General features: G+C 41.1%; 20 protein-coding genes. 10 read left to right on the top strand and 10 right to left on the bottom strand.

Features of this window, described 5'->3' with window-relative positions; genetic code table 11:
- Positions 1-28: 28 nt before the first annotated feature.
- Positions 29-1,363 (bottom strand): DUF1080 domain-containing protein, encoded by a 1,335-nt coding sequence (locus tag Q0R88_RS12525; RefSeq protein ID WP_295716555.1) that lies wholly within the window; start codon positions 1,361-1,363, stop codon positions 29-31.
- 16 nt (positions 1,364-1,379) lie between these two features.
- The gene (locus tag Q0R88_RS12520) at positions 1,380-2,432 is read right to left on the bottom strand and encodes a sensor histidine kinase (protein ID WP_295716552.1); all 1,053 of its coding nucleotides are present in this window, start codon (positions 2,430-2,432) and stop codon (positions 1,380-1,382) included.
- Between the two features lie 237 nt (positions 2,433-2,669).
- Between Q0R88_RS12520 and Q0R88_RS12515 the strand changes: the two genes are divergently transcribed.
- The 3 genes from Q0R88_RS12515 to Q0R88_RS12505 are packed head-to-tail and all read left to right on the top strand — an operon-like array spanning position 2,670 to position 4,578.
- On the top strand, positions 2,670-2,882 hold the full coding sequence (locus Q0R88_RS12515) for a hypothetical protein (RefSeq protein ID WP_295716550.1): 213 nt from the start codon (positions 2,670-2,672) through the stop codon (positions 2,880-2,882).
- Positions 2,876-3,775: an ABC transporter ATP-binding protein gene (locus tag Q0R88_RS12510; RefSeq protein ID WP_295716548.1), complete on the top strand. Its 900-nt coding sequence runs from the start codon at positions 2,876-2,878 to the stop codon at positions 3,773-3,775. The genes Q0R88_RS12515 and Q0R88_RS12510 overlap by 7 nt, the downstream gene beginning before the upstream one ends.
- Positions 3,776-3,780: 5 nt before the next feature.
- The gene (locus Q0R88_RS12505; RefSeq protein ID WP_295716547.1) at positions 3,781-4,578 is read left to right on the top strand and encodes an ABC transporter permease; all 798 of its coding nucleotides are present in this window, start codon (positions 3,781-3,783) and stop codon (positions 4,576-4,578) included.
- A gap of 214 nt (positions 4,579-4,792) precedes the next feature.
- Here Q0R88_RS12505 and Q0R88_RS12500 read toward each other — a convergent pair whose 3' ends face one another.
- The 3 genes from Q0R88_RS12500 to mutY form a co-directional block, all read right to left on the bottom strand.
- The gene (locus Q0R88_RS12500) at positions 4,793-6,283 is read right to left on the bottom strand and encodes a serine hydrolase (RefSeq protein WP_295716545.1); all 1,491 of its coding nucleotides are present in this window, start codon (positions 6,281-6,283) and stop codon (positions 4,793-4,795) included.
- A 144-nt stretch (positions 6,284-6,427) separates the two neighbouring features.
- Positions 6,428-6,847, bottom strand: coding sequence for a single-stranded DNA-binding protein (gene ssb, locus Q0R88_RS12495; protein ID WP_295716543.1), 420 nt, complete (start codon positions 6,845-6,847; stop codon positions 6,428-6,430).
- A gap of 23 nt (positions 6,848-6,870) precedes the next feature.
- Complete coding sequence (gene mutY / locus Q0R88_RS12490; protein ID WP_295716542.1) at positions 6,871-7,923, bottom strand: A/G-specific adenine glycosylase; 1,053 nt, start codon at positions 7,921-7,923, stop codon at positions 6,871-6,873.
- Between the two features lie 362 nt (positions 7,924-8,285).
- Here mutY and Q0R88_RS12485 point away from each other — a divergent pair, with 362 nt between their 5' ends.
- The 4 genes from Q0R88_RS12485 to Q0R88_RS12475 all read left to right on the top strand — a co-directional run bounded on the left by Q0R88_RS12485 (position 8,286) and on the right by Q0R88_RS12475 (position 11,214).
- Positions 8,286-8,579 carry an HU family DNA-binding protein gene (locus tag Q0R88_RS12485; RefSeq protein WP_259093777.1) on the top strand — a complete coding sequence of 98 codons (294 nt, stop codon included), beginning with the start codon at positions 8,286-8,288 and terminating at the stop codon, positions 8,577-8,579.
- A 10-nt stretch (positions 8,580-8,589) separates the two neighbouring features.
- The gene (locus Q0R88_RS12480; protein WP_295716538.1) at positions 8,590-9,432 is read left to right on the top strand and encodes a tetratricopeptide repeat protein; all 843 of its coding nucleotides are present in this window, start codon (positions 8,590-8,592) and stop codon (positions 9,430-9,432) included.
- A 21-nt stretch (positions 9,433-9,453) separates the two neighbouring features.
- Positions 9,454-9,543, top strand: a complete 90-nt coding sequence (locus tag Q0R88_RS27200) for a hypothetical protein (protein ID WP_008506795.1) — start codon at positions 9,454-9,456, stop codon at positions 9,541-9,543.
- Between the two features lie 120 nt (positions 9,544-9,663).
- Positions 9,664-11,214, top strand: a complete 1,551-nt coding sequence (locus Q0R88_RS12475; protein ID WP_295716537.1) for an Rne/Rng family ribonuclease — start codon at positions 9,664-9,666, stop codon at positions 11,212-11,214.
- Between the two features lie 259 nt (positions 11,215-11,473).
- Here the strand turns inward: Q0R88_RS12475 and Q0R88_RS12470 are convergent, their stop codons facing one another.
- On the bottom strand, positions 11,474-12,334 hold the full coding sequence (locus Q0R88_RS12470) for a glycosyltransferase (RefSeq protein ID WP_295716535.1): 861 nt from the start codon (positions 12,332-12,334) through the stop codon (positions 11,474-11,476).
- Positions 12,335-12,862: 528 nt separating this feature from the next.
- Between Q0R88_RS12470 and Q0R88_RS12465 the strand changes: the two genes are divergently transcribed.
- Positions 12,863-13,492 carry an acetyltransferase gene (locus tag Q0R88_RS12465; protein ID WP_295716534.1) on the top strand — a complete coding sequence of 210 codons (630 nt, stop codon included), beginning with the start codon at positions 12,863-12,865 and terminating at the stop codon, positions 13,490-13,492.
- Positions 13,493-13,579: 87 nt separating this feature from the next.
- On the opposite strand, the gene Q0R88_RS12460 is transcribed toward Q0R88_RS12465, so the two are convergent.
- Positions 13,580-14,023: a DUF1569 domain-containing protein gene (locus Q0R88_RS12460; RefSeq protein WP_295716533.1), complete on the bottom strand. Its 444-nt coding sequence runs from the start codon at positions 14,021-14,023 to the stop codon at positions 13,580-13,582.
- Positions 14,024-14,338: 315 nt separating this feature from the next.
- Here Q0R88_RS12460 and radA point away from each other — a divergent pair, with 315 nt between their 5' ends.
- Positions 14,339-15,817, top strand: a complete 1,479-nt coding sequence (gene radA / locus Q0R88_RS12455) for a DNA repair protein RadA (RefSeq protein ID WP_295716519.1) — start codon at positions 14,339-14,341, stop codon at positions 15,815-15,817.
- 243 nt (positions 15,818-16,060) lie between these two features.
- On the opposite strand, the gene Q0R88_RS12450 is transcribed toward radA, so the two are convergent.
- Entirely contained in the window at positions 16,061-17,434 is a 1,374-nt protein-coding gene (locus tag Q0R88_RS12450) for an NHL repeat-containing protein (RefSeq protein WP_295716516.1), read from the bottom strand.
- A gap of 260 nt (positions 17,435-17,694) precedes the next feature.
- On the opposite strand from Q0R88_RS12450, the gene Q0R88_RS12445 reads away from it, so the two are divergent.
- The gene (locus Q0R88_RS12445; protein ID WP_295716514.1) at positions 17,695-18,159 is read left to right on the top strand and encodes a DUF4920 domain-containing protein; all 465 of its coding nucleotides are present in this window, start codon (positions 17,695-17,697) and stop codon (positions 18,157-18,159) included.
- Positions 18,160-18,177: 18 nt separating this feature from the next.
- On the opposite strand, the gene Q0R88_RS12440 is transcribed toward Q0R88_RS12445, so the two are convergent.
- Entirely contained in the window at positions 18,178-18,657 is a 480-nt protein-coding gene (locus Q0R88_RS12440; protein ID WP_295716512.1) for a hypothetical protein, read from the bottom strand.
- A gap of 89 nt (positions 18,658-18,746) precedes the next feature.
- The gene (locus Q0R88_RS12435; RefSeq protein ID WP_295716510.1) at positions 18,747-19,439 is read right to left on the bottom strand and encodes a hypothetical protein; all 693 of its coding nucleotides are present in this window, start codon (positions 19,437-19,439) and stop codon (positions 18,747-18,749) included.
- Between the last annotated feature and the right edge of the window lie 53 nt (positions 19,440-19,492).

The following is a 19,492-nucleotide window of genomic DNA, read 5'->3' as shown; positions in this document are numbered from 1 at the left end:
GATTTAATAATTATTTTTTTTATCCGTGTTAAAATGGTGTTAACTCCACCGACTTGTAAAAAATCTCTGCCCCTTCTGATTGCAGCAAAATCTTCCCTTCCCAAATGGAGCCCAACCCCCAGTTAACTAAATGCCCGTTCACATAATGTTCAATTTGGTTGCCATTGCAAATAATTTCAATGGTATTCCATTCGCTATTCGGTTTCTCGAAATTTGCCGTACGGAAAATATGTTTTTGATCCCAGGCTATCTCTGATTTATTGGGCGAATCCACATTGGTATGCTGCACACACCAGATATCGCCGCAATCCTCTTCCTGCACCTGGAACTCCAATGATTTTGGCCAAACGGTATCTTTCTGCATCTCACCAAAATGATAAAGCACACCACTATCCCGTTTTCCTTTTTGGCGGGGAGCATATTGTTTGGTTCCCCATTTAAATACAACTTTAAGGTAATAATTGGAATACGATTTAAGTGTGCTCATGTAACCAAAATACTTACCCATTACGTGTACCACGCCATTTTCAACGGCAAAGTTGTTATGGATATCGTTGTTTTTACCCAAAGTATCCAAAAAGGTGTACCACCCTGTTTTATCCTTACCATTAAATAGTTTTTGCACGTTGATCTCCCTGATCCAGATGTTACGGAACGATACCGGGAATTCATGCTCCTGCAACAATAAAGGTTGGGCAAAATTATGCTTAGTGTATTTAGGCTGACCAACATGGGCTACTGTGCCTTTTATAGCTACGTGGTTTTGTACCAATACGCCATTGTGCAATACGGTAATATAGGCCGGTGTTTTAAGCGAACTATCGAGGTTAAAACGGGGGGCGGTGTAAATGATATCATATTTTTGCCACTCACCGGGTTTAAGCGAGGCATTAACCAGGGGCACATGCTGTTTGTAAATAGAACCTGCCTGCCCGTTGGAATAGGTGCGGTTTTTATAGCTATCCAATATCTGCAGTTCGTACCGGCTTTGCATAATTACACCGCTGTTGCCACGTTCCTGGCCCTCACCTTTAACTATTGCTGGTGTGCGCCATTCAATGTGCAGCTGGCAATCGGCAAAGTTTCTTTTGGTGATGATGGAGCCGCTGCCCGGTTTAACGGTGAGGATGCCATCTTTGATGGTCCAGCCCGGCGGCATTCCTTTTTGATTGGTCCACTCGTTAAGGTTTTTCCCATCAAACAAAATAATAGCGTCTGATGGCGCTTTATTACCTGCGCCCGGTAATACAACAGCAGGCTCCGGATCCCATACTTCGGTAAGCTTGGGGTCGTTTTGGGCTGAAGCATGGTATCCGCATACTACTAAAAACAGGAAAAGTAAGGTGCTTTTTAACTGATTCATAGGTTTGGTTATTATCTTATAAAATTATAGATAATTCGCAAGTATAGGTGTCTGCCTCATCCCTTATATTTAAAGTGTACTTTCCGGGGTAGAGCAAATTGAGCCGCCTTTGCACATTAGTTAAGCCTATGCCGCCTATGGCATCACGGTTATGCGTATGCTTTTTATTCTGAATGTAAAAGTGAAGCTTACATTCTTCAACATTAATGAGCAGTTTAATAGGCGTCATCACATCATTAGCCACGCCGTGCTTAAAAGCGTTCTCTATAAAAGCGATAAGGAGTAAGGGAACAATTTGCTGGTTAGTTACGTCTCCCATCACCTTAAAATCAATAAATGCTTTGTTGCCAAAGCGGATTTTTTGCAGGTCGATATAGTTTTGCAGGTATTGGAGCTCTTTAGTTAAATCAACCTTATTATCATTACACTCATACAGCATATAGCGCATAATTTCTGATAATTTCAGGATAGCTTCGGGCGTAGTTTCAGATCGCTGATAGGCGAGCGAATAAATACTGTTTAACGAATTGAACAAAAAGTGCGGGTTTATCTGCGATTTAAGAAAAGCCAGTTCGGCGCTTAGCCGTTGATTTTCCAGGTCACGCTGAATGCGTTCGTTCATAAACCAGTCTGTTGTAAACTTGAGTACGGTGCTCAGGAAAACAAATATCAAACTGGCAAAAACTGTACTGAAGAAATAGGCGGTAAAGCTGATAACCTGGCCTTTCATCCGGGTAAGTACAACATCCTTAAAAAGCAGACCTACGCCGTATTTGCTAACACCATAAACAATAATGGTGATGAGTATAACAAAGGCATAAGCCCAGTATCGTTTTTTATCAAGAAACTGTGGAATATAGATCAGGAAGTTGAGGTAAAACAAGCTGATATTAATTGCGGGGTATAATAAAAATATAATCAGCAGTTGCCTGGTGTTTAAATGATCATTCATGCTTGCCAGAAAAACGAAGAATGAGATCATGGCCAGCCAAAAAAGTAAATGCCAGAAAATATGCCAGGCTGTTTTTATAATACGGGTTTGTTTATCAGTTGAAATAGAGTCCTGCATGCTATTTTGAAAATACCTTTATATACCAGTGGTAATGGCATGTAATTTAATATTTTGATTGTGATATGGGGGGATATTTATATATAGTAATTTATTTTGTCGATGAACTGGCCTTTACAATCGATGAACCACTTAAAGTGGTTAAAAAGCCGTTCATCTATAAACTCCGTGTGTTGGTCTAATACTTTTTAGCGGGTGAAGAAATAAGTATTTCTTTGTTCTATCAAATCACTCGCAATGAAAACGCTTATCAAAAATTCAAATCCTTTTATCATGTTATTGATACCTGTAATGTTTGCCCTTATTTTAGGTGTAAGCTATCAGTTTGAACAAAAAAGGGAATCATCAATGATGGGTGCTTCAGCTGTGCATGCTACTTCGTTGTTTTACAAAGGTATAAGCCTTGTTAAAACTGTTTGCTCTATAGCAAAAAGTAACAATGTATGGTAATTAGCACCCAGGACTTATCTTTCAACTTTGGCGATCAGCAGGTTGTTAAATCGCTAAGTCTACAAGTTCCTGAGGGAAGTATATATGGTTTTCTTGGCCCAAATGGTGCCGGGAAAACCACCACTATCAAACTCCTGTTAAACCTGCTGAAAGTACAAAGCGGCAGCATCCACATATTTGAACAGGATATTCAACATCACCGCATCAATATATTATCCCAAATAGGCTCACTTATTGAGCAGCCAGCCATTTACCAGCATCTTACCGGAAAAGAAAATTTACTTAATCGTGCCCTGTTATTACGTGTTCCTGTAAAGCGGGTTGATGATATGCTGGCGCTTGTACAGCTTACCGGCGCTGGCGATAAAAAGGCAGGTCAGTATTCATTGGGGATGAAACAGCGCCTGGGTATTGCGCTGGCCCTGCTTGCTGATCCTAAACTGCTTATACTGGATGAACCTACCAATGGCCTTGACCCTAACGGTATTATAGAAGTACGCGAGTTGCTTATTAAACTGGTAAGGCAATATAACAAAACCGTATTTATATCGAGCCATTTACTGGCCGAGGTGGAACGGATGGCCACACATGTAGGCATCATTAACAATGGCGAGCTGCTTTTTCAGGGCAGTATAAACGAATTGCAGGCATTGAGCCAGCCGCAGGTATGCATCGAAGCTGATAATACGGTTGATGCCGCTAATTTGCTTACCCGCAACCATTTTATGGTAACCGATGTTACTGATAACTACTTATATGTACCTTACAGCAGCAAACAAAAAATTGCCGAGATCAATTCCTTACTAAATCGCAATGGGCATGCTGTATACAGTATTGGTAAGCAACAAAAAGATCTGGAGCGATTGTTTTTAGATATTACTCAAAAAGCCTGAACCCCATGAATGGATTTATATTATCGTTCCGCTCGGAGTTTTACAAGAGCCGCAAAACGCTGGGTTTTTGGGCGGCCATATTATTGCCTTTGTTTATATGTCTATTACTTTTTGTAGGCTTTTATGTTAAAAGCGAAAAGCTAACCGGTATGCCACCCATTACGTTATGGCTGCAATTTGCGGGTGCTATATTAGGCATTATGGGGTCTTTGTTACTGCCCATGTTCACCATTTTTATAGCCTACTCGGTAAATAGTATTGAGCATAAGGCTGATACCTGGAAAAGCCTGTTTAGCTTACCAATTTCGCGTTGGGCGGTATATGGCGCTAAGTTTTCATATGCGGTGTTCCTGATATTTTTAACGCTCACGCTGTTTGTGCTGTTCACTATAGGTTTTGGTAACTTGTTAAGTGTGGTAAAACCCGACTTAAGGTTTGATAATTACCATATGGAAAAGGAGCTGGGCCAGGTATATTTAAAGCTGTTTTTATCATCATTGGGTATACTTTCCATCCAATTTTTGCTCAGCCTGCTTTGGGCCGATTTTTTAAAGCCGATGGGGATAGGCTTTGTTTGCACAATTACAGGCGTTATCCTGGCAACTAAAAACTGGGAGTATTGTTACCTTTTTCCATATTCGCACCCTATGGTAGCTATAGCTACGATGTTACATGGGGGTGATAATCCGGCAAAGGGAATCCAAATAGATATTTTTACCAAAGATGTTTTTGTAAGCATGGCGATAGCCGCAGTTGTTTTTATACTGGGCTATTTTATAGTGCTAAAGAAGAGTATAAAATAAATACGCAGATTTTAAGGGGGGCTTCATTTTAGCCAACCAATCAAAAAACTATTTTTTAGGGTTACTTACTGTTTATATCCCAATAAAAGGCAACTCTGCACCGTTAGGTGCTACCTGTTTGTAGAAAACGCAGGGCATTTACCTTTGCCTCGCAGAGGTTACCCATGATGGGTTAGTTTATAACACGTTTGTCGGCCCGGAAGCAATACTTACCCTACTGCTTTGCAAACGTTAATCCATCAACATTCACCGTGCTCACTTTACCAAATTCATCAACACTGAATGTCGCGGTTACTTTGCCGTACTCCTTGCGGGCATATGGCCCTCTAAAAGTATCGTAGTTCCAGCAGGTGGCTTCGGCGCTAAGGAACTTGTTTATATCCAGGCTTAACTTATCCCCGGTTGCGGTTATCACCACCGAGCCGTAAAGCGGATCTGTATAAGTCCCCGCATAGGATTTTATATCCAATGTAGGGTGCGTATCCATTACCCTTTTTGCTTCGTAATCCTTTTCGGCTTTTTCACCTTTGGCCCGCAAGCCGTTGTAAAGAGTCTGAAATTCTTTGCTCCAATCCCTATCGCCGCCCAACGCGAAATAATCAAAGGCTTTAAACATCAGCGCGTGGCGCACCTCTGCATGATCAAGATTGGCCAATACATACACGCCTATCTTTTTGTCTACTATCATGCCGTTAATAGCTACCAAACCACCAAGGCTGCCGGTATGAAAATCAACCTTTTGCCCCTTATAATCCTGCTGAAACCAACCCATGCCATAAGTGATCCAATGCGGTTGGGTAATGCGCGCGGTTGGATAAAATTCTTCCTGCGATACAAATGTTTGCGGTTTAAGCAACCTGGCCCAGCTTTCGGGTTTCAGCAAACGCTGATTGCCGTATTTGCTGCTATCCAGCATACAGTTAACCCATTTGGCCATATCATCCACGCATGACCACACACCACCTGCCGGAGCGATGGCATCTGTCATATCTTTTTCAACTACAATAATGGTGCTGTCAACTTTAACATGAGCCGCCGTTTGATTAGGCATACCTTTGGATTTTGAAAAAACAGGCACCGTGCGTGTCATTTTCAAAGGCGTAAAAATTCTTTTCTGAACAAAAGTTTCCCATGGCATGCCGCTGGCTTTTTCAATAACCTTACCTGCGGCCATGTAAAATATATTCTGATAAACAAAGCCCGCCCTAAAGCCATACTGAGGTTTTACCAGCCTCATCCGGTGCAGGATCTCATCCGATGATATATTCATCGTTCCCCATAAATAATCGGTATTGCCAATGCCGCTATCATGCAGAAACAGGTCGCTAACGGTAAGTTCACGGGTTACATAGGGGTCATAGAGCTGAAAATCGGGCAGGTAATCTGTAACCTTATCGCTCCAATGCAGCTTACCCTCATCAACCAGCATTGCGGCACAGGCAGCTGTGAGTGCCTTTGTTGTAGATGCAATACCAAAAATGGTTTGTGTATCAACGTTGCCTGGTTTGCCCAACTCCCGCTGGCCATAGCCTTTAGCAAATATTACCCGGCCATCCTTTACAACAGCTATAGCCAAACCCGGCACATGCCAATCAGTGACTGCCTGCTGCACATATTTATCAAACTCTTTAATATCCGGCGTAGTTTGCGCCATCAGCATGGCCGGTAACAAGCATGCGAAGAGGAGGCTCTTAAAAAACTTCATAATACTAATGGTAAGGTTTTATGTGCTGAATATAGGCATAAAATACAATTCCAATCCACACCCCATAAGTAAAAAGCACAAAAAATACCCCTTGCTTAACAGCAAAGAGTATCCAATTATCGTTGTTTAAAAAATGTATTATGCTTAGTAACCGTTAACGTTATCTTCCCCTTCAATATAATTAAATGATTCGCCTGGTTTTGCAACGTGTTTTGTAAGGTCAGGATCAAAATCACTCTTTCTGCCAAGCATTGTGAAGTTCTCAGCAACTACTTCTGTAGTGTATTTCTTAACCCCATCCCTATCCTCAAACGAGCGGGTACGCAGCTTACCTTCAATGTAAACCAGTTTACCTTTTTGCAAAAATTTGGCCGCCATCTCGGCAAGGCCACGCCACATAACAATGTTATGCCATTCGGTTTGTTCAACCTTGCGCCCGTCCTTATTAAAGGTTTCAGAAGTAGCCAAGGGGAAACTTGTTACAGCAACCCCGCCATCTAATGTTCGCAACTCGGGATCCTTGCCTAAATGGCCAACAAGGATAACTTTATTTATTCCAGACATGGTATAAAGGACTGAAAAATTATTTACAAATTAAAAATATTTTTTAATAATATAAAAACAACCTTCGGAAGCGCCAATTCATGCAAATCGACTATGGGTATATATATCCAGTTTTTATTTAACATTTGGGGGGTGCTAATAGTTTTAATCATCCTCACAAATAATCGCTGATGGGTAAGAATGTGTTTCAATGGGGGAGTATCTTCTATAATATTTATGGCAGCGCCATCGCCAAAAATCGCTGCCACTTCTGGTAGTTTTACCAGTTCGCCGGCAGTCAGTAAAGAGGAGGTTTCAACCATTGGTAAATCGAACATGTTGGCCCAGATATCCTTATCGCCCCTTTTATTCATCAATACAGTGTTACCATCAGTAATTAAAAAGTAGTTAAAAAAGCGCTCGCGAACTTTAACCGTTTTTAATTTTACCGGTAAGGCAGCGGTTGCATTGCTGATAAACGCCACGCAGCCGGTACGTACCGGGCAAGTGCCGCAAGCCGGATTTTTGGGCTTGCAGAGCATAGCCCCAAACTCCATCATGGCCTGGTTATGCAGCGCGGGATTTTTCGTATTAATTAAATCGTTTGCGATGTTCTGAAATGCCTTTTTGCCGGCGGTAGAGTTAATAGCATCATAAATTCCAAAATAGCGGGCCAGTACCCGGTAAACATTACCATCAACAACAGCCCTTGCCTCATTTGCCGAGAACGACGCTATAGCCGCGGCAGTATATTCGCCAATGCCTTTCAACTTAATCAGCTCATCATAACTTCGCGGAAACACGCCCTCATATACTTCCTGCACAAGGCGCGCCGTTTTAAGCATATTACGCCCCCTGGAGTAATAACCAAGCCCTTGCCATAGCTTAAGTACCTCATCTTCATGGGCTGCAGCAAAATGACTTACTATAGGATACTTTTCTACAAACCGGTTAAAATAAGGCAAACCCTGCTCAACACGGGTTTGCTGCAAAATAATTTCAGACAGCCAAATGGTATAAGCATCGGTAGTGTTTCTCCAGGGCAGGTCGCGTTTATTTTCAAGGTACCATTGCACCAGTTCGTCGGTAAAATTCATTGATGTAAAAGTAATGGATTTTGGTGGCAGGAATTTAAGACGGACGATTTCTGGATTAAAAGAAACAACAGGGATAATAAAATAACCCAAACGAAAGAAAAATACTGGCTAAAAGTGCCGTTTGAAAAGCCGGGAGAATTGCCAGGTTTTCACTCTTTATTCAACTAATCTTTCATCCCCAAAAACGTATTCATATAGCGGCGTAAATAAGCCCAATTGTCTATACTTTGTAACGAAAATATGCGTTTTAGGTACTGAGTAAAAAAAATCTATTAAATATTTCGCTCTTAAATTTTAAAGCGATACTTTTGCAACCCCAAAACAGTTAAGTATTTATATAATTAAATAAAAGTAAATCAGATATGACTAAGGCAGAAATTATAACTGAAATCTCATCTAAGACAGGTATAGAGAAAGTAGACGTGCAGGAAACTGTTGAGGCGTTTTTTAAAGTTGTTAAAAGCTCAATGGTTGGCGGCGAAAATGTTTACGTTAGAGGATTCGGTAGCTTTGTAGTAAAGAAAAGAGCAAAAAAGACAGCACGTAACATTTCAAAAAATACTGCCATCATTATCCCCGAGCATTTTGTGCCCAGCTTTAAACCAGCAAAAACTTTTGTTGAGAAAGTAAAAACAGGCAACAAAACCACCAAATAATTTTAAAGATATGTATAAGAAACAAATAGCCATAAGTGTAGCAATAGTTATTGTTATGGGCTATTTGTATTATTTACCTGTTAAAGGTTTAATAAAACCCAAAGAGGCCAAAAGCGATAAAACAAACGTGCTCACCAGCCGCAAGGCTTCAACAGTAACGGTTGATATGGTATCAGAACCGGCCAAAGCCGCAATTGGGGCGGGTTTGGCAGCTAAGATAAACGACCTTGAAGGGCAATTAAAAAAAGCATCAGGCACTGATGCCGATATGTTGCAACAGCAACTGGCAAAACAGTGGGATGATGATAACCAGCCTGCACCGGCAGCATTTTACTACCAGGCTTTGGCCCGTAAGCAAAATAAAGCCGAAGATTGGTTAAATGCAGGTAATCGTTTTAACGATGCATACAAAATTACCCAGGATACTTTATTGCAGCCTGCTTTTGTAACAAACGCTGCAGAGGCTTTTCAAAATGCCTTAAAGTTACAACCTGAAAGCCTTGTGGGTAAAACAGGATTAGGCATAGCGTACGTTAATGGCGCAGGTGCCCCTATGCAAGGTATAGCCTTACTGCTTGAAGTAGTTAAAAAAGACCCGAACAATTGGAGTGCAAACCTCAACTTAGGAATGTTTGCCATGAAATCGGGACAGTACGAAAAAGCGGTTACAAGGTTTAAAACGTTACTTGCCCAAAAAACAGAACTGGAGCCAACATTTTACCTGGCCGAAAGTTACAAACAACTGGGCATGAAAAAGGAAGCAATTGCTGCTTACCAAAAATGCAAAGAAATGATGCCCGACCAAGTGTTTGGGCAACGTATTGATGAATACATAAAGGAATTAAAGAATTAATCACATTTAAAAATTATTACTATGCCGAGCGGTAAAAAACGTAAGAGACACAAAATGGCTACCCACAAACGCAAAAAACGTTTAAGAAAAAACAGACATAAAAAGAAATAAGCTGCTATAAATTGGCAGATTTTACCTGCCTTTATTAAAGGTGGGTAACTTTTTATTACGAGTGTTTTTTACCCACTTATTTACATACGGTTTTTGCCGTTTTAAGAAATGGAGTAGCAGTTGATAAAAGAATTAATTATCGATTCATCCCCCAATGGGGCTACCATTGCATTATTACAGGACAAACAACTTGTAGAACTTCACAAAGAACAAACCAGCAATAATTATACTGTTGGAGACATTTACCTTGGGCGTATAAAGAAAATTATGCCCAGTTTAAATGCTGCCTTTGTGGATGTAGGCTACGAGAAGGATGCCTTTTTGCATTATCTTGATCTTGGTCCGCAGGTGCAGAGCCTGCTTAAGCTGACCAAGCAAGTACGTAGCGGGGGATATCAGTCAAAGCTTTTGGATGGCTTTAAGCTGGAAGCCGATATCAATAAAGGAGGTAAGATCTCTGATATATTGACAAAGGGCCAGCTTATACCGGTACAAATAGCCAAAGAACCTATATCAACCAAAGGACCGCGTTTAAGTTCTGATCTTTCTATCGCAGGGCGATATGTAGTATTGGTTCCGTTTTCGGAAGCAATCTCAATCTCCAAAAAAATAAAAAGTAATACAGAGCGTAACCGCTTACGCAAGGTTGTTGAAAGTATTAAACCAAAGCATTTTGGTGTAATCATCCGTACGGTATCTGAAGGTAAAGGCGTTGAGGAATTACAAAAAGACTTGCTTGATCTGATATCAAAGTGGGAATCATTTATAACAAGGTTGCCGTCAACAGAACCATCTAAAAAGGTTTTGGGCGAAATTGGGCGTACATCAACTATCCTAAGGGATATATTGAACCCCGATTTTCAGCATATCTATGTAAATGATAACGGTATGTTCGAAGAAATTCGGTCATACATCCATGAAATATCGCCCGATATGGAAAGTATAGTCCGCATGCATAAGCATAAGGAGCCTATATTTGAACATTTTGGTGTTGATAAACAGATTAAAGGAGCCTTTGGTAAAACCGTAAACCTTGCCGGCGGCGCTTACCTGGTTATTGAACATACCGAAGCGTTACACGTTATTGACGTGAACAGCGGTAACCGTACAGCCAGTAAAGAAAACCAGGAAGAGAACGCTTACCAGGTAAACAAAGAAGCGGCTAAAGAAATTGCCCGCCAGTTACGTTTACGCGATATGGGCGGCATTGTTGTTATCGATTTTATTGATATGCACAAGCCCCAGAACCGTAAAGAACTGTTTGATTACCTGCGTACCGAAATGACTTTGGACAGGGCAAAGCATACCATTTTACCTCCGAGTAAATTTGGATTGGTGCAAATTACACGCCAGCGTGTAAGGCCCGAAATGAACATTGTAACCAGCGAAGTGTGCCCTACATGTAATGGTACAGGTACCATTAGGCCAACCATTTTGCTGATGGACGACATTGAAAATAACTTCAATTATATATTGGATGAGCAAAACGAAAAGGGCATTACCCTATCCGTGCACCCATACATTGAAGCCTTTATTAAACAGGGTATTTATACCCGCCAAATGAAGTGGTTCCTGAAATACGGGCAGTGGATTAAAGTTAAAAGTAACCCCGCCTACCAGATCACCGAGTTTCACTTCTTCTCCAATAAAGACGAAGAGATTAAACTGTAAGTTTTTTTGATATACAGCTATAAGATGTGCAGATGTTGATAAAACGTCTGCACATTTTTTGTTTTAAGGGTGAGGGAAATGACATTCCCAAAGATTTGTCATCCTGAACATAGTGAAGGATCTATTATTCGCCATGCTTCTTCGCCCTGTAAAGTCTGCGAACAGATCCTTCACTATGTTCAGGATGACAAAAAGGGTAGTCCCCAGGCAATCGACGCCATTACCGCCCGAACATGCCAGGGCAAATAAATTCAAATACTTAAAGCAGGTATTTTACGGTGTTGTAAGCCTTCCGCATTTTATATCGTGTAAGCTCAAATAATAAATATCTTTTTATGTAAAGCAGCAATAGCTTTCTTTTCTCCCTTACGGGATAGCCAAATTGTTTAATGATCAAATTAAAATCACTGATCATCATTTCCATCCGCGCATCATCTTTTATCATGCTCCAGATACCGCCAACGTGGTTGCGGTAACAACTCATTACCTCTGGCATAACATATATTTTAAGGCCTGTGGTATAGGTTGCAAAAATCTTTAATAGCTTATCGGCAGCAAAAACGTTGAAATACCAGGGCTTCTGGAAAAACTGGTTTACCTGCGGTACATTACGATATACCACGGTGGCTGTTTTGGTTTCTTCCTGCTTCCCCACAAGTAAATCGAGGTATGTATATTCACGCGGTACCGGATTTGGGTGTTCGTGCAGCGTTTTGCCAAACGCGTCAATTACCCGGGTGTAATGGCAACAAACTATGTATTCGGGATGCTGATCTAAAAAATCGACCTGTTTTTGTAATTTATGCTCATCTGTCCAATAGTCATCACCTTCACAAAGCGCAATGTATTTACCTTTACAAGCTTTAAGTGTGTTCATCAGGTTATAATAACAACCCTTATTTTTTTCATTTGCAATCACTGTAACTTTTGTAGGATAGCTTTCTTTAAAAAATTTCACAACCTCCGATGTACCATCGGTTGAGCAATCGTCTCCAATTACAATTTCAAATTTAAAATTCGTTCGCTGCATGATAAAGCCATCAAGCGCCTGGAAAATAAATTGTTTTTGGTTGAAAGTAATACAGCATATGCTTACCACTAATTCGCGCTTTTTCATCATAACTCACTCATTTCGGTTTATTTTGCAAACGATAAAATTAGCTAAAGGTTAAATTAGATAATGCAGGTTGTAAGCAACTTGTGCCCTTTATTACATACCGTTTTAATTTAATGTCTGCAAAACCCTGCAAATATTGCTTAGCCCAAAGTTTATTTTCCAAATGTATTTAATTGAAAGTCAATACTATAGAAATTTGTAATAATTTATAAAATTGTAAATAGCAACCAAATGTTTTACAAAAAGTGTAAAATCTCTTTACAATTAGACACAAACCGGCAAAAAAATACATGTCTGTTTCACATCTGATTTACAGCTGAAAAGCATTTTAAATTATCTGAAAAACGAATCCATTAATGAACACTAAAAAATAGCGTTGGTACGTTTATTGCAATAAACACATGTCTCAAAGCCGGGTTCATATCAATATTAAATGTTGATTTTTTTTAAGAATTAAAAATTTTAATGAAGCAGGCAATAACCTAAAGCATTTAAATGAAATAGACCAAATAATACAAAAAACGAATTGACATGATAGTAATTGGAGCAGGCGGACACGCATTAGAAGTGCTGGATGTGTTATTGGAAAATCCGGTAACTGATGAGATGTTTTTCTATGACGACATCAATATTTCAAACGTCAGATTGCGGAATTACGATGTACTGAAATCAGCTGATGATATTAGAGGTATTTCACATGGTAAATTCAATTTCATTTTAGGCATTGGCGATCCTGCTAAAAGGCGGTTTCTTTTCAACAAGTTTGTTAAACTGGGAGGGGTGTATTGCCCGTTAAAATCCATCACATCTACATTTAGTCAATTTGTAAATAATTTATGTTTCGATGTGATGAAAAATTGTTTCATTGGCTCGGGAGTTGTAATTGGAAAAGGTTGCTTAATAAACACCGGAGCCCAAATTCATCATGGTGTTCAAATTGGCGAATTTACCGAAATTTCACCACGGGCAACCATACTGGGAGATGTAAAGATTGGCTCCAATTGCAGCATAGGCGCCAATGCAACTATTTTACCACGGCTAATAATTGGCTCTAATGTTACCATAGGAGCCGGCTCAGTGGTTACCCACAACATTGCCGGCAATTCTGTGGCGTATGGCAACCCGGCCAGGGTAGTCAACGAGGTACTTACACATTTTTAGCACTTGCCTTTTTTTATAGTCCGGATTTTAAACCGGCCAATTGTTCTGGATGGGCAGTATGCGCTAATAGTAAATTGTTGTTGATCGCTAAGCATTAAATTGCCGCAAATGATGGTCGGTATGTTTATAAACCAAATAGCCGATTTGTTCAGTAGTCATTTTTCCGAAAAATGGATGAACAAAATCATAGTTTGAAAAATCCGCATACTCCTCAACCAGGCCGATCCATTTATTTTTTTCGGCTATAACATCCCCGTTGCCAGTTACCTTAAATCCGGCGACAGTGGGCATATTTTTCTTTACCGGAAGCTCATCTTTAATCATACCTTTCAAAGCCATCTTGCCAAATAAAAAACCGATGAAAGATTGTTTATACTTTTGCCTGCCCAATACCATTTCGTCAAACAGGGTGCAATGTTTCACCATCTGGTAAATATTCATTTTGCCCCATTGCGCAGTATTAGTTTCGTTAAGTTTTTTAATTCGGGTTAATAGTTCCTCTCTGGTTGTTTGGTCAAATATGGTTTTCATAAGGCTTCATTATTTTTGAAATTATAGGTCAGCTAATTTAAGAGGTTATCAAACAAAAATAAGTGATAAAGCCTGATAAAAAACACTGCTATGATCCTGTCATTGTTCTGATTTTTAAAAACAGCGTGCCTATTTTAAGTAAATCCCCGGTAATAATTATACTCACCAAAAAGCGAACGGGTATATTTTACTAATTTAATTAGTAAAACATATGATTTAATCTGCATATTTGTACATCTAAAATGGCGTGGTTTCATGAACGCTTAGAAAAAAAATCTGCACATCTGAAATTTGTAATCTGCACATATAACAATAATGGCCAAAACTAAATTTGCGTATTTCTGCCAAAGCTGTGGCTTCGAATCGGCCAAGTGGCTGGGTAAATGTCCCTCGTGCCAGCAGTGGAACACCTTCGTGGAAGAGATTATAGATAAAGGTAACACCAACAACGCCGTACCTACATGGAAGGTTACTTCAAACACCCAGCAAAGAGCCAATAAGCCGGTGCAGGTTGCCGATATCAGCTTCAGCGAAGAACACCGCATGCTTACTCCCGATAAAGAATTTAACCGGGTATTGGGCGGTGGTATAGTTGCAGGCTCACTGGTTTTAATAGGCGGCGAGCCGGGCATAGGTAAATCAACCCTGATGTTGCAGCTGGCCCTCAACATGCCCAACCTCAAGGTGCTTTATGTATCGGGCGAGGAAAGCGAAAGGCAGATTAAGATGCGGGCAGAAAGGCTGACAATGCCCCCCCCGCCCCCTGAAGGGGGAGCTAAAAAGAATAGCTCATTAGTCATAAACTCAGAAACTCCCCCTTCAGGGGGCGGGGGGGCTTGCTACGTGCTTTGTGAAACATCAACCCAAAACATATTTAAGCAGATAGAATCGCTGGAGCCCGACCTGGTGGTGATTGACTCTATCCAAACCCTGCATTCATCACATATCGAATCTACCCCGGGGAGTGTGTCACAGGTACGGGAATGTACGGCCGAAATGCTTCGCTTTGCCAAAGAAACTTCAACCCCCGTATTCCTGATTGGCCACATTACCAAAGATGGCATGATAGCCGGCCCCAAAATACTGGAACACATGGTTGATACCGTACTGCAGTTTGAGGGCGACAGGCATCATGTATACCGCATCCTGCGCACCATAAAAAACCGTTTCGGCTCTTCGTCCGAGCTTGGTATCTATGAAATGTTAGGCGAGGGCCTCAGGGAAGTATCCAACCCTTCCGAAATACTGTTATCACACCGGGATGAGCCTTTGAGTGGCATCACCATATCCGCAACCTTAGAGGGCATGCGGCCGATGCTGATAGAAACCCAGGCATTGGTAAGTACATCGGCCTATGGCACGCCTCAGCGCACCGCTACGGGCTTTGATACCAAACGGATGAGTATGTTATTGGCCGTGCTTGAAAAACGCTGTGGCTTCAGGCTGGCGGCCAAAGATGTGTTCCTGAATATTACCGGGGGCATCAGGGTTGAAGATCCTGCTATCGACCTGGGTTTGGCAGCAGCCATCATATCATCGCATGAGGATATGCCTGTGCCCTTTAAAACCTGCTTTGCCGGCGAGATAGGGCTCTCTGGCGAGATCAGGGCGGTAAACCGTGTAGAACAGCGCATAGCCGAAGCGCAAAAGCTGGGATTCAACCAAATATTTATCTCCAAATACAACCTCCCATCCGGAGGGCAGGATAAAAAACGGATGGACCTATCCCGCTATGATATCGACATAAAAATTGTAAGCAGCATAGAAGAGGTTTTTGGCCAGCTATTTGGATAGCTTTGGAGCAAGGAGCAAAGATTTTTAGACTATGGATAAAAAGCAGAAAGGATAAAAGATAGGGAAGCAGCTAAGCAATCGCCTATCTTTTAGCTTTGGAGCAAGGAGCAAAGAGTTTTAGATTATGGATGAAAAGCAAAAAGGATAAAAGACAGGAAAACTGCTAAGCAATCATCTATCTTTTATCCTTTAAAACAAGGGCTTTTTATCCTTGCTCTTTAATCCAAAAATCTTTGCTCCAAATTATATCCCCGTAGGTAATACTATTTTACGGATGCGGTTATTGCCGGCATCAGCTACATAAATGTTGCCATTGGCATCAGCAGCCACACCCTGTGGTGAGTTAAACAAAGCACTTGCTCCAGTACCATCTGCAAAGCCTGCAGTTGAACTCCGGCCGGCTAATGGCAATAAAACCTTATCAGTAGTAACTTCAAACACACGACCGGTTTGGTCGGTTATAAACAGGTTTCCCTTAGCATCAATTGCTATTGCTGATGGTGAACCAAGCACCTGGTGTTTTGCATTGCCCAAATAAGTAGTAACAATACCAGCAGATGTAATTTTACGAACAGCATAGTTTTGCGCGTCGGCCACATAAATATTACCGGCAGCATCAATTGCCAGCCCCGATGGTTTATTAAATGAAGCGCTGGTGCCCGTAACCTGATCAACATAGGCAGATAACCTGTTACCTGCAAACGTTGTTACCACACCAGCCGGTGTAATCTTACGGATAAGGTTGTTACCTCTATCGGCTACATAAATATTACCGGTTGCATCAATAGCAAGGCCACGTGGATTATTAAATGAAGCGGCAATACCTGTACCGTCATCGTATCCCGCGCTACCGCTTCCGGCCAGGGTACTTACCACGCCTGCAGGCGTAATTTTACGGATAATATTGTTACTGAAATCGGCAACGTAAATGTTACCGGCAGCATCTGTTACCAGGCTTTGCGGCGCATAAAAACGGGCATTAGCCAATGAGCCATCTATGTAGCCAATAGTTCCGTTACCGGTTAGTGTGCTTACATCGCCGGCGCTTGTAACTTTCCTTATAGCGCTGTTAAAGGCATCGGCCACATAAAAATTACCATCGCTGCTAAGCGTAATACCCTGTGGACTGTAAAAAGATGCAGCGGTACCACTACCATCAACAAAGGCCGGGGCTGCATTACCTGCAAATGTGCTTACCGTACCAACTTTTGAGGTAAGATCACCTCCGGTAGTAAACTCAATTACTTTACCATAACCGGTACCAACAACATTACTTGCATAAGCACGCACATAATATTTAGTATTGATTTTTAACCCTTTCATTTTACTTGTAAAACTTAGCGAGATAACAGTATCCTGGGTTTTTGAATCGGTAATGGTAGGGCTTGTATTTGTAGTGCTCCAGCAAACACCATAATAAGTAATACCAGCGGTAAGTGTTTCGGTGATCAATCCACCGCTGTGGGCACTTGTATCGGCGGCATCTTTAACTACATCGGTAGTAGTAATTACTGGTATAGAGCCAGCCACAGGATCGCTGCTTTTAACGCATCCTGTAACGGCAAAAGCAAAAAGGATTGCCACAAACAGGACTAATTTAGTATGGGTTTTGTTCATTGGGTTGTTATATGAATTAATTAAGCAAGGGTATGTTGTTAGCTGTAAAAATAGTCCAACTTGTTAAAGCTTATTACTTTATTAAGATATTTTAACATTCATTAACATTTTAACAAATGATAGCTGCAAATTGAACATAAATAAATGAGTTTACTGTGAACATATACGTTTGGTTACGCTAAAACGTAACAAACAAAATTCAATAAAAAGAGTGGCCAACATTTTACATTTTATGATGTTATTCAGTAATAAACTATAAAATGAAATTAGCGCTGTTAATAGTTCCTCTATTTTGCACAACAATGGCATTGGCCCAATTGCACACACCGCTGCCACATGGTATGGTTTATGGAAAAAAACCGGATACCACCACCTTAATGACCGCCGGCAAAACGGAGGCGTTTATGGGGAAGAAAACACGCATCAGCACCACCATTGAGGGCAGGGTTACGCGGGTGACCAAACAAAAAGGCGGCTGGTTTGAAATGGATGCGGGCAGCGGAAAAATAATTGCCGCTCATTTTAAAGATTATAACATCAACATTCCCCAAAATATAACCGGGCGCAGGGTAATTATTGAAGGTGTTGCTCAAAAGCTATTTATTGCTGATGATCTGCAACACCTGGCCGGTGACACCGTTACCGGAAAAAAGCAACACAAGGTAAAAACAGATGCCAAGAGAAGATTAATTTTTGAAGTGACAGGGCTGATGGTGGATAAGTAGCCTGTTTTTGCGAATAACTTATTTATCCAGGCGTGTAAACGAAAAACTATATACTATACGGATACCACCTACTGCCCTTGATTTGTTTTCAGAGCTCAAGATGTCGGCATGGAAGTTAAGATCAATAACGTTTCTTTTGGTGGAGAGCAGCATATACCCTAAGCCAGCGGTTCCGCCGGGGCCGCTATCGCTGAAAGTATCACCGCCGGCGCGAATGAAACCACCCAGGTGCACATAAAACCGGGGCGCCACATAATATCTTCCGGCCAATCCTGCATAAACAACGTAAGGTACCTCTACACCAAGCGAGGGCACTATACTAAACCTTTTATCGAGCTTTATTTCGCCCTGGAAAACGATGCCAAAGCCTGTAGGATTTTCTGCTGACGTACTAAACGCAGGGCCAAGCCCAATTGCATTTTTCGCCTGTGCATTGGCGTAACCGGCAATAAAAACAAACAGGATAAGGGTTATTACAGCTTTGCAGGCAGTATTCATAAGGTTGATTTAGGGCAAATGACAAAGGCTCCTGAACAGAGCCTTTGAAAAATAATACAATATGTTGAAATTACAAAATACGGATATGCCTAATTAAATTTCGCGTCGCGGGTTAATACTGCCGGCTCCAGGTAAAGGTCTTTAGTGAAAAGCTCTTTTACTTTTTGCGCTATTTCGGCCCGGTTCACGGTAGCGGCTTCACGTTTACATTTCAGGTGATGCTCTTTTGCCACCTTTTCGGCCAGATCACCAAGCGTTTTTACTTTTAGCTCTTTCCCAAACCTCCCGGCAAGTGCAAAACCTGATCCGGCAACAACAAGACCTAAAGCAGCCATCATAGGCTGAAAAAAGAACCCGGCTAATGATGCGATAAGTATAAATGCAAATGCAGTTATGATGCCTTGCTTAGGCTGCAGCAGGTTAAGCTGAAAGCCCATTTCTTTTTCTATCTCGGTTATAACTACAATACGATTATCACGGGGAAAGATATCCTCCAGCTTGGTTTGGGGTTTTACAAGTTCTTTAGGGGCCGAAATGGTGGTGTTAATGGCATTCCTGATCTTATAAAATGCCTGCTGTGTGGTACAGCTTTCGTTGTTGGTTTGCTTTACTTTTTCAACTACGATATCGCAAAGTTTGCCGAAGGTTTTAACATCTTTAAAAGATGTATCTTCTAAACTGATATTAAATGATCTTTCAATTTTTACAAGAACGTCATCCAAATCCTCAGGATCAACATTATTAAGGTTGAATGCCTGGTTATTACTCAAATTAACTTTCAAACTATAGCAACTAAATTTAACCATAATTTGCCTGTAACCGGGTGGGGTTACAG

Origin of the sequence: Mucilaginibacter sp., assembly GCF_025362475.1 — a bacterium.
Taxonomy (GTDB): domain Bacteria; phylum Bacteroidota; class Bacteroidia; order Sphingobacteriales; family Sphingobacteriaceae; genus Mucilaginibacter.
The sequence above is the reverse complement of the archived record's forward strand: the minus strand, read 5'-3'. Positions and strand labels throughout refer to the sequence as shown.

Coding starts and splice junctions, on each gene's coding strand:
- mutY (WP_295716542.1), bottom strand. CDS start 7,923: ATGAATTTTACCGACGAACTGGTGCAATGGTACCTTGAAAATAAACGC.
- Q0R88_RS12480 (WP_295716538.1), top strand. CDS start 8,590: ATGTATAAGAAACAAATAGCCATAAGTGTAGCAATAGTTATTGTTATG.
- radA (WP_295716519.1), top strand. CDS start 14,339: ATGGCCAAAACTAAATTTGCGTATTTCTGCCAAAGCTGTGGCTTCGAA.
- Q0R88_RS12515 (WP_295716550.1), top strand. CDS start 2,670: ATGAAAACGCTTATCAAAAATTCAAATCCTTTTATCATGTTATTGATA.
- Q0R88_RS12445 (WP_295716514.1), top strand. CDS start 17,695: ATGAAATTAGCGCTGTTAATAGTTCCTCTATTTTGCACAACAATGGCA.
- Q0R88_RS12450 (WP_295716516.1), bottom strand. CDS start 17,434: ATGAACAAAACCCATACTAAATTAGTCCTGTTTGTGGCAATCCTTTTT.
- Q0R88_RS12440 (WP_295716512.1), bottom strand. CDS start 18,657: ATGAATACTGCCTGCAAAGCTGTAATAACCCTTATCCTGTTTGTTTTT.
- Q0R88_RS12520 (WP_295716552.1), bottom strand. CDS start 2,432: ATGCAGGACTCTATTTCAACTGATAAACAAACCCGTATTATAAAAACA.
- Q0R88_RS27200 (WP_008506795.1), top strand. CDS start 9,454: ATGCCGAGCGGTAAAAAACGTAAGAGACACAAAATGGCTACCCACAAA.
- ssb (WP_295716543.1), bottom strand. CDS start 6,847: ATGTCTGGAATAAATAAAGTTATCCTTGTTGGCCATTTAGGCAAGGAT.
- Q0R88_RS12500 (WP_295716545.1), bottom strand. CDS start 6,283: ATGAAGTTTTTTAAGAGCCTCCTCTTCGCATGCTTGTTACCGGCCATG.
- Q0R88_RS12510 (WP_295716548.1), top strand. CDS start 2,876: ATGGTAATTAGCACCCAGGACTTATCTTTCAACTTTGGCGATCAGCAG.
- Q0R88_RS12525 (WP_295716555.1), bottom strand. CDS start 1,363: ATGAATCAGTTAAAAAGCACCTTACTTTTCCTGTTTTTAGTAGTATGC.
- Q0R88_RS12505 (WP_295716547.1), top strand. CDS start 3,781: ATGAATGGATTTATATTATCGTTCCGCTCGGAGTTTTACAAGAGCCGC.
- Q0R88_RS12470 (WP_295716535.1), bottom strand. CDS start 12,334: ATGATGAAAAAGCGCGAATTAGTGGTAAGCATATGCTGTATTACTTTC.
- Q0R88_RS12460 (WP_295716533.1), bottom strand. CDS start 14,023: ATGAAAACCATATTTGACCAAACAACCAGAGAGGAACTATTAACCCGA.
- Q0R88_RS12465 (WP_295716534.1), top strand. CDS start 12,863: ATGATAGTAATTGGAGCAGGCGGACACGCATTAGAAGTGCTGGATGTG.
- Q0R88_RS12485 (WP_259093777.1), top strand. CDS start 8,286: ATGACTAAGGCAGAAATTATAACTGAAATCTCATCTAAGACAGGTATA.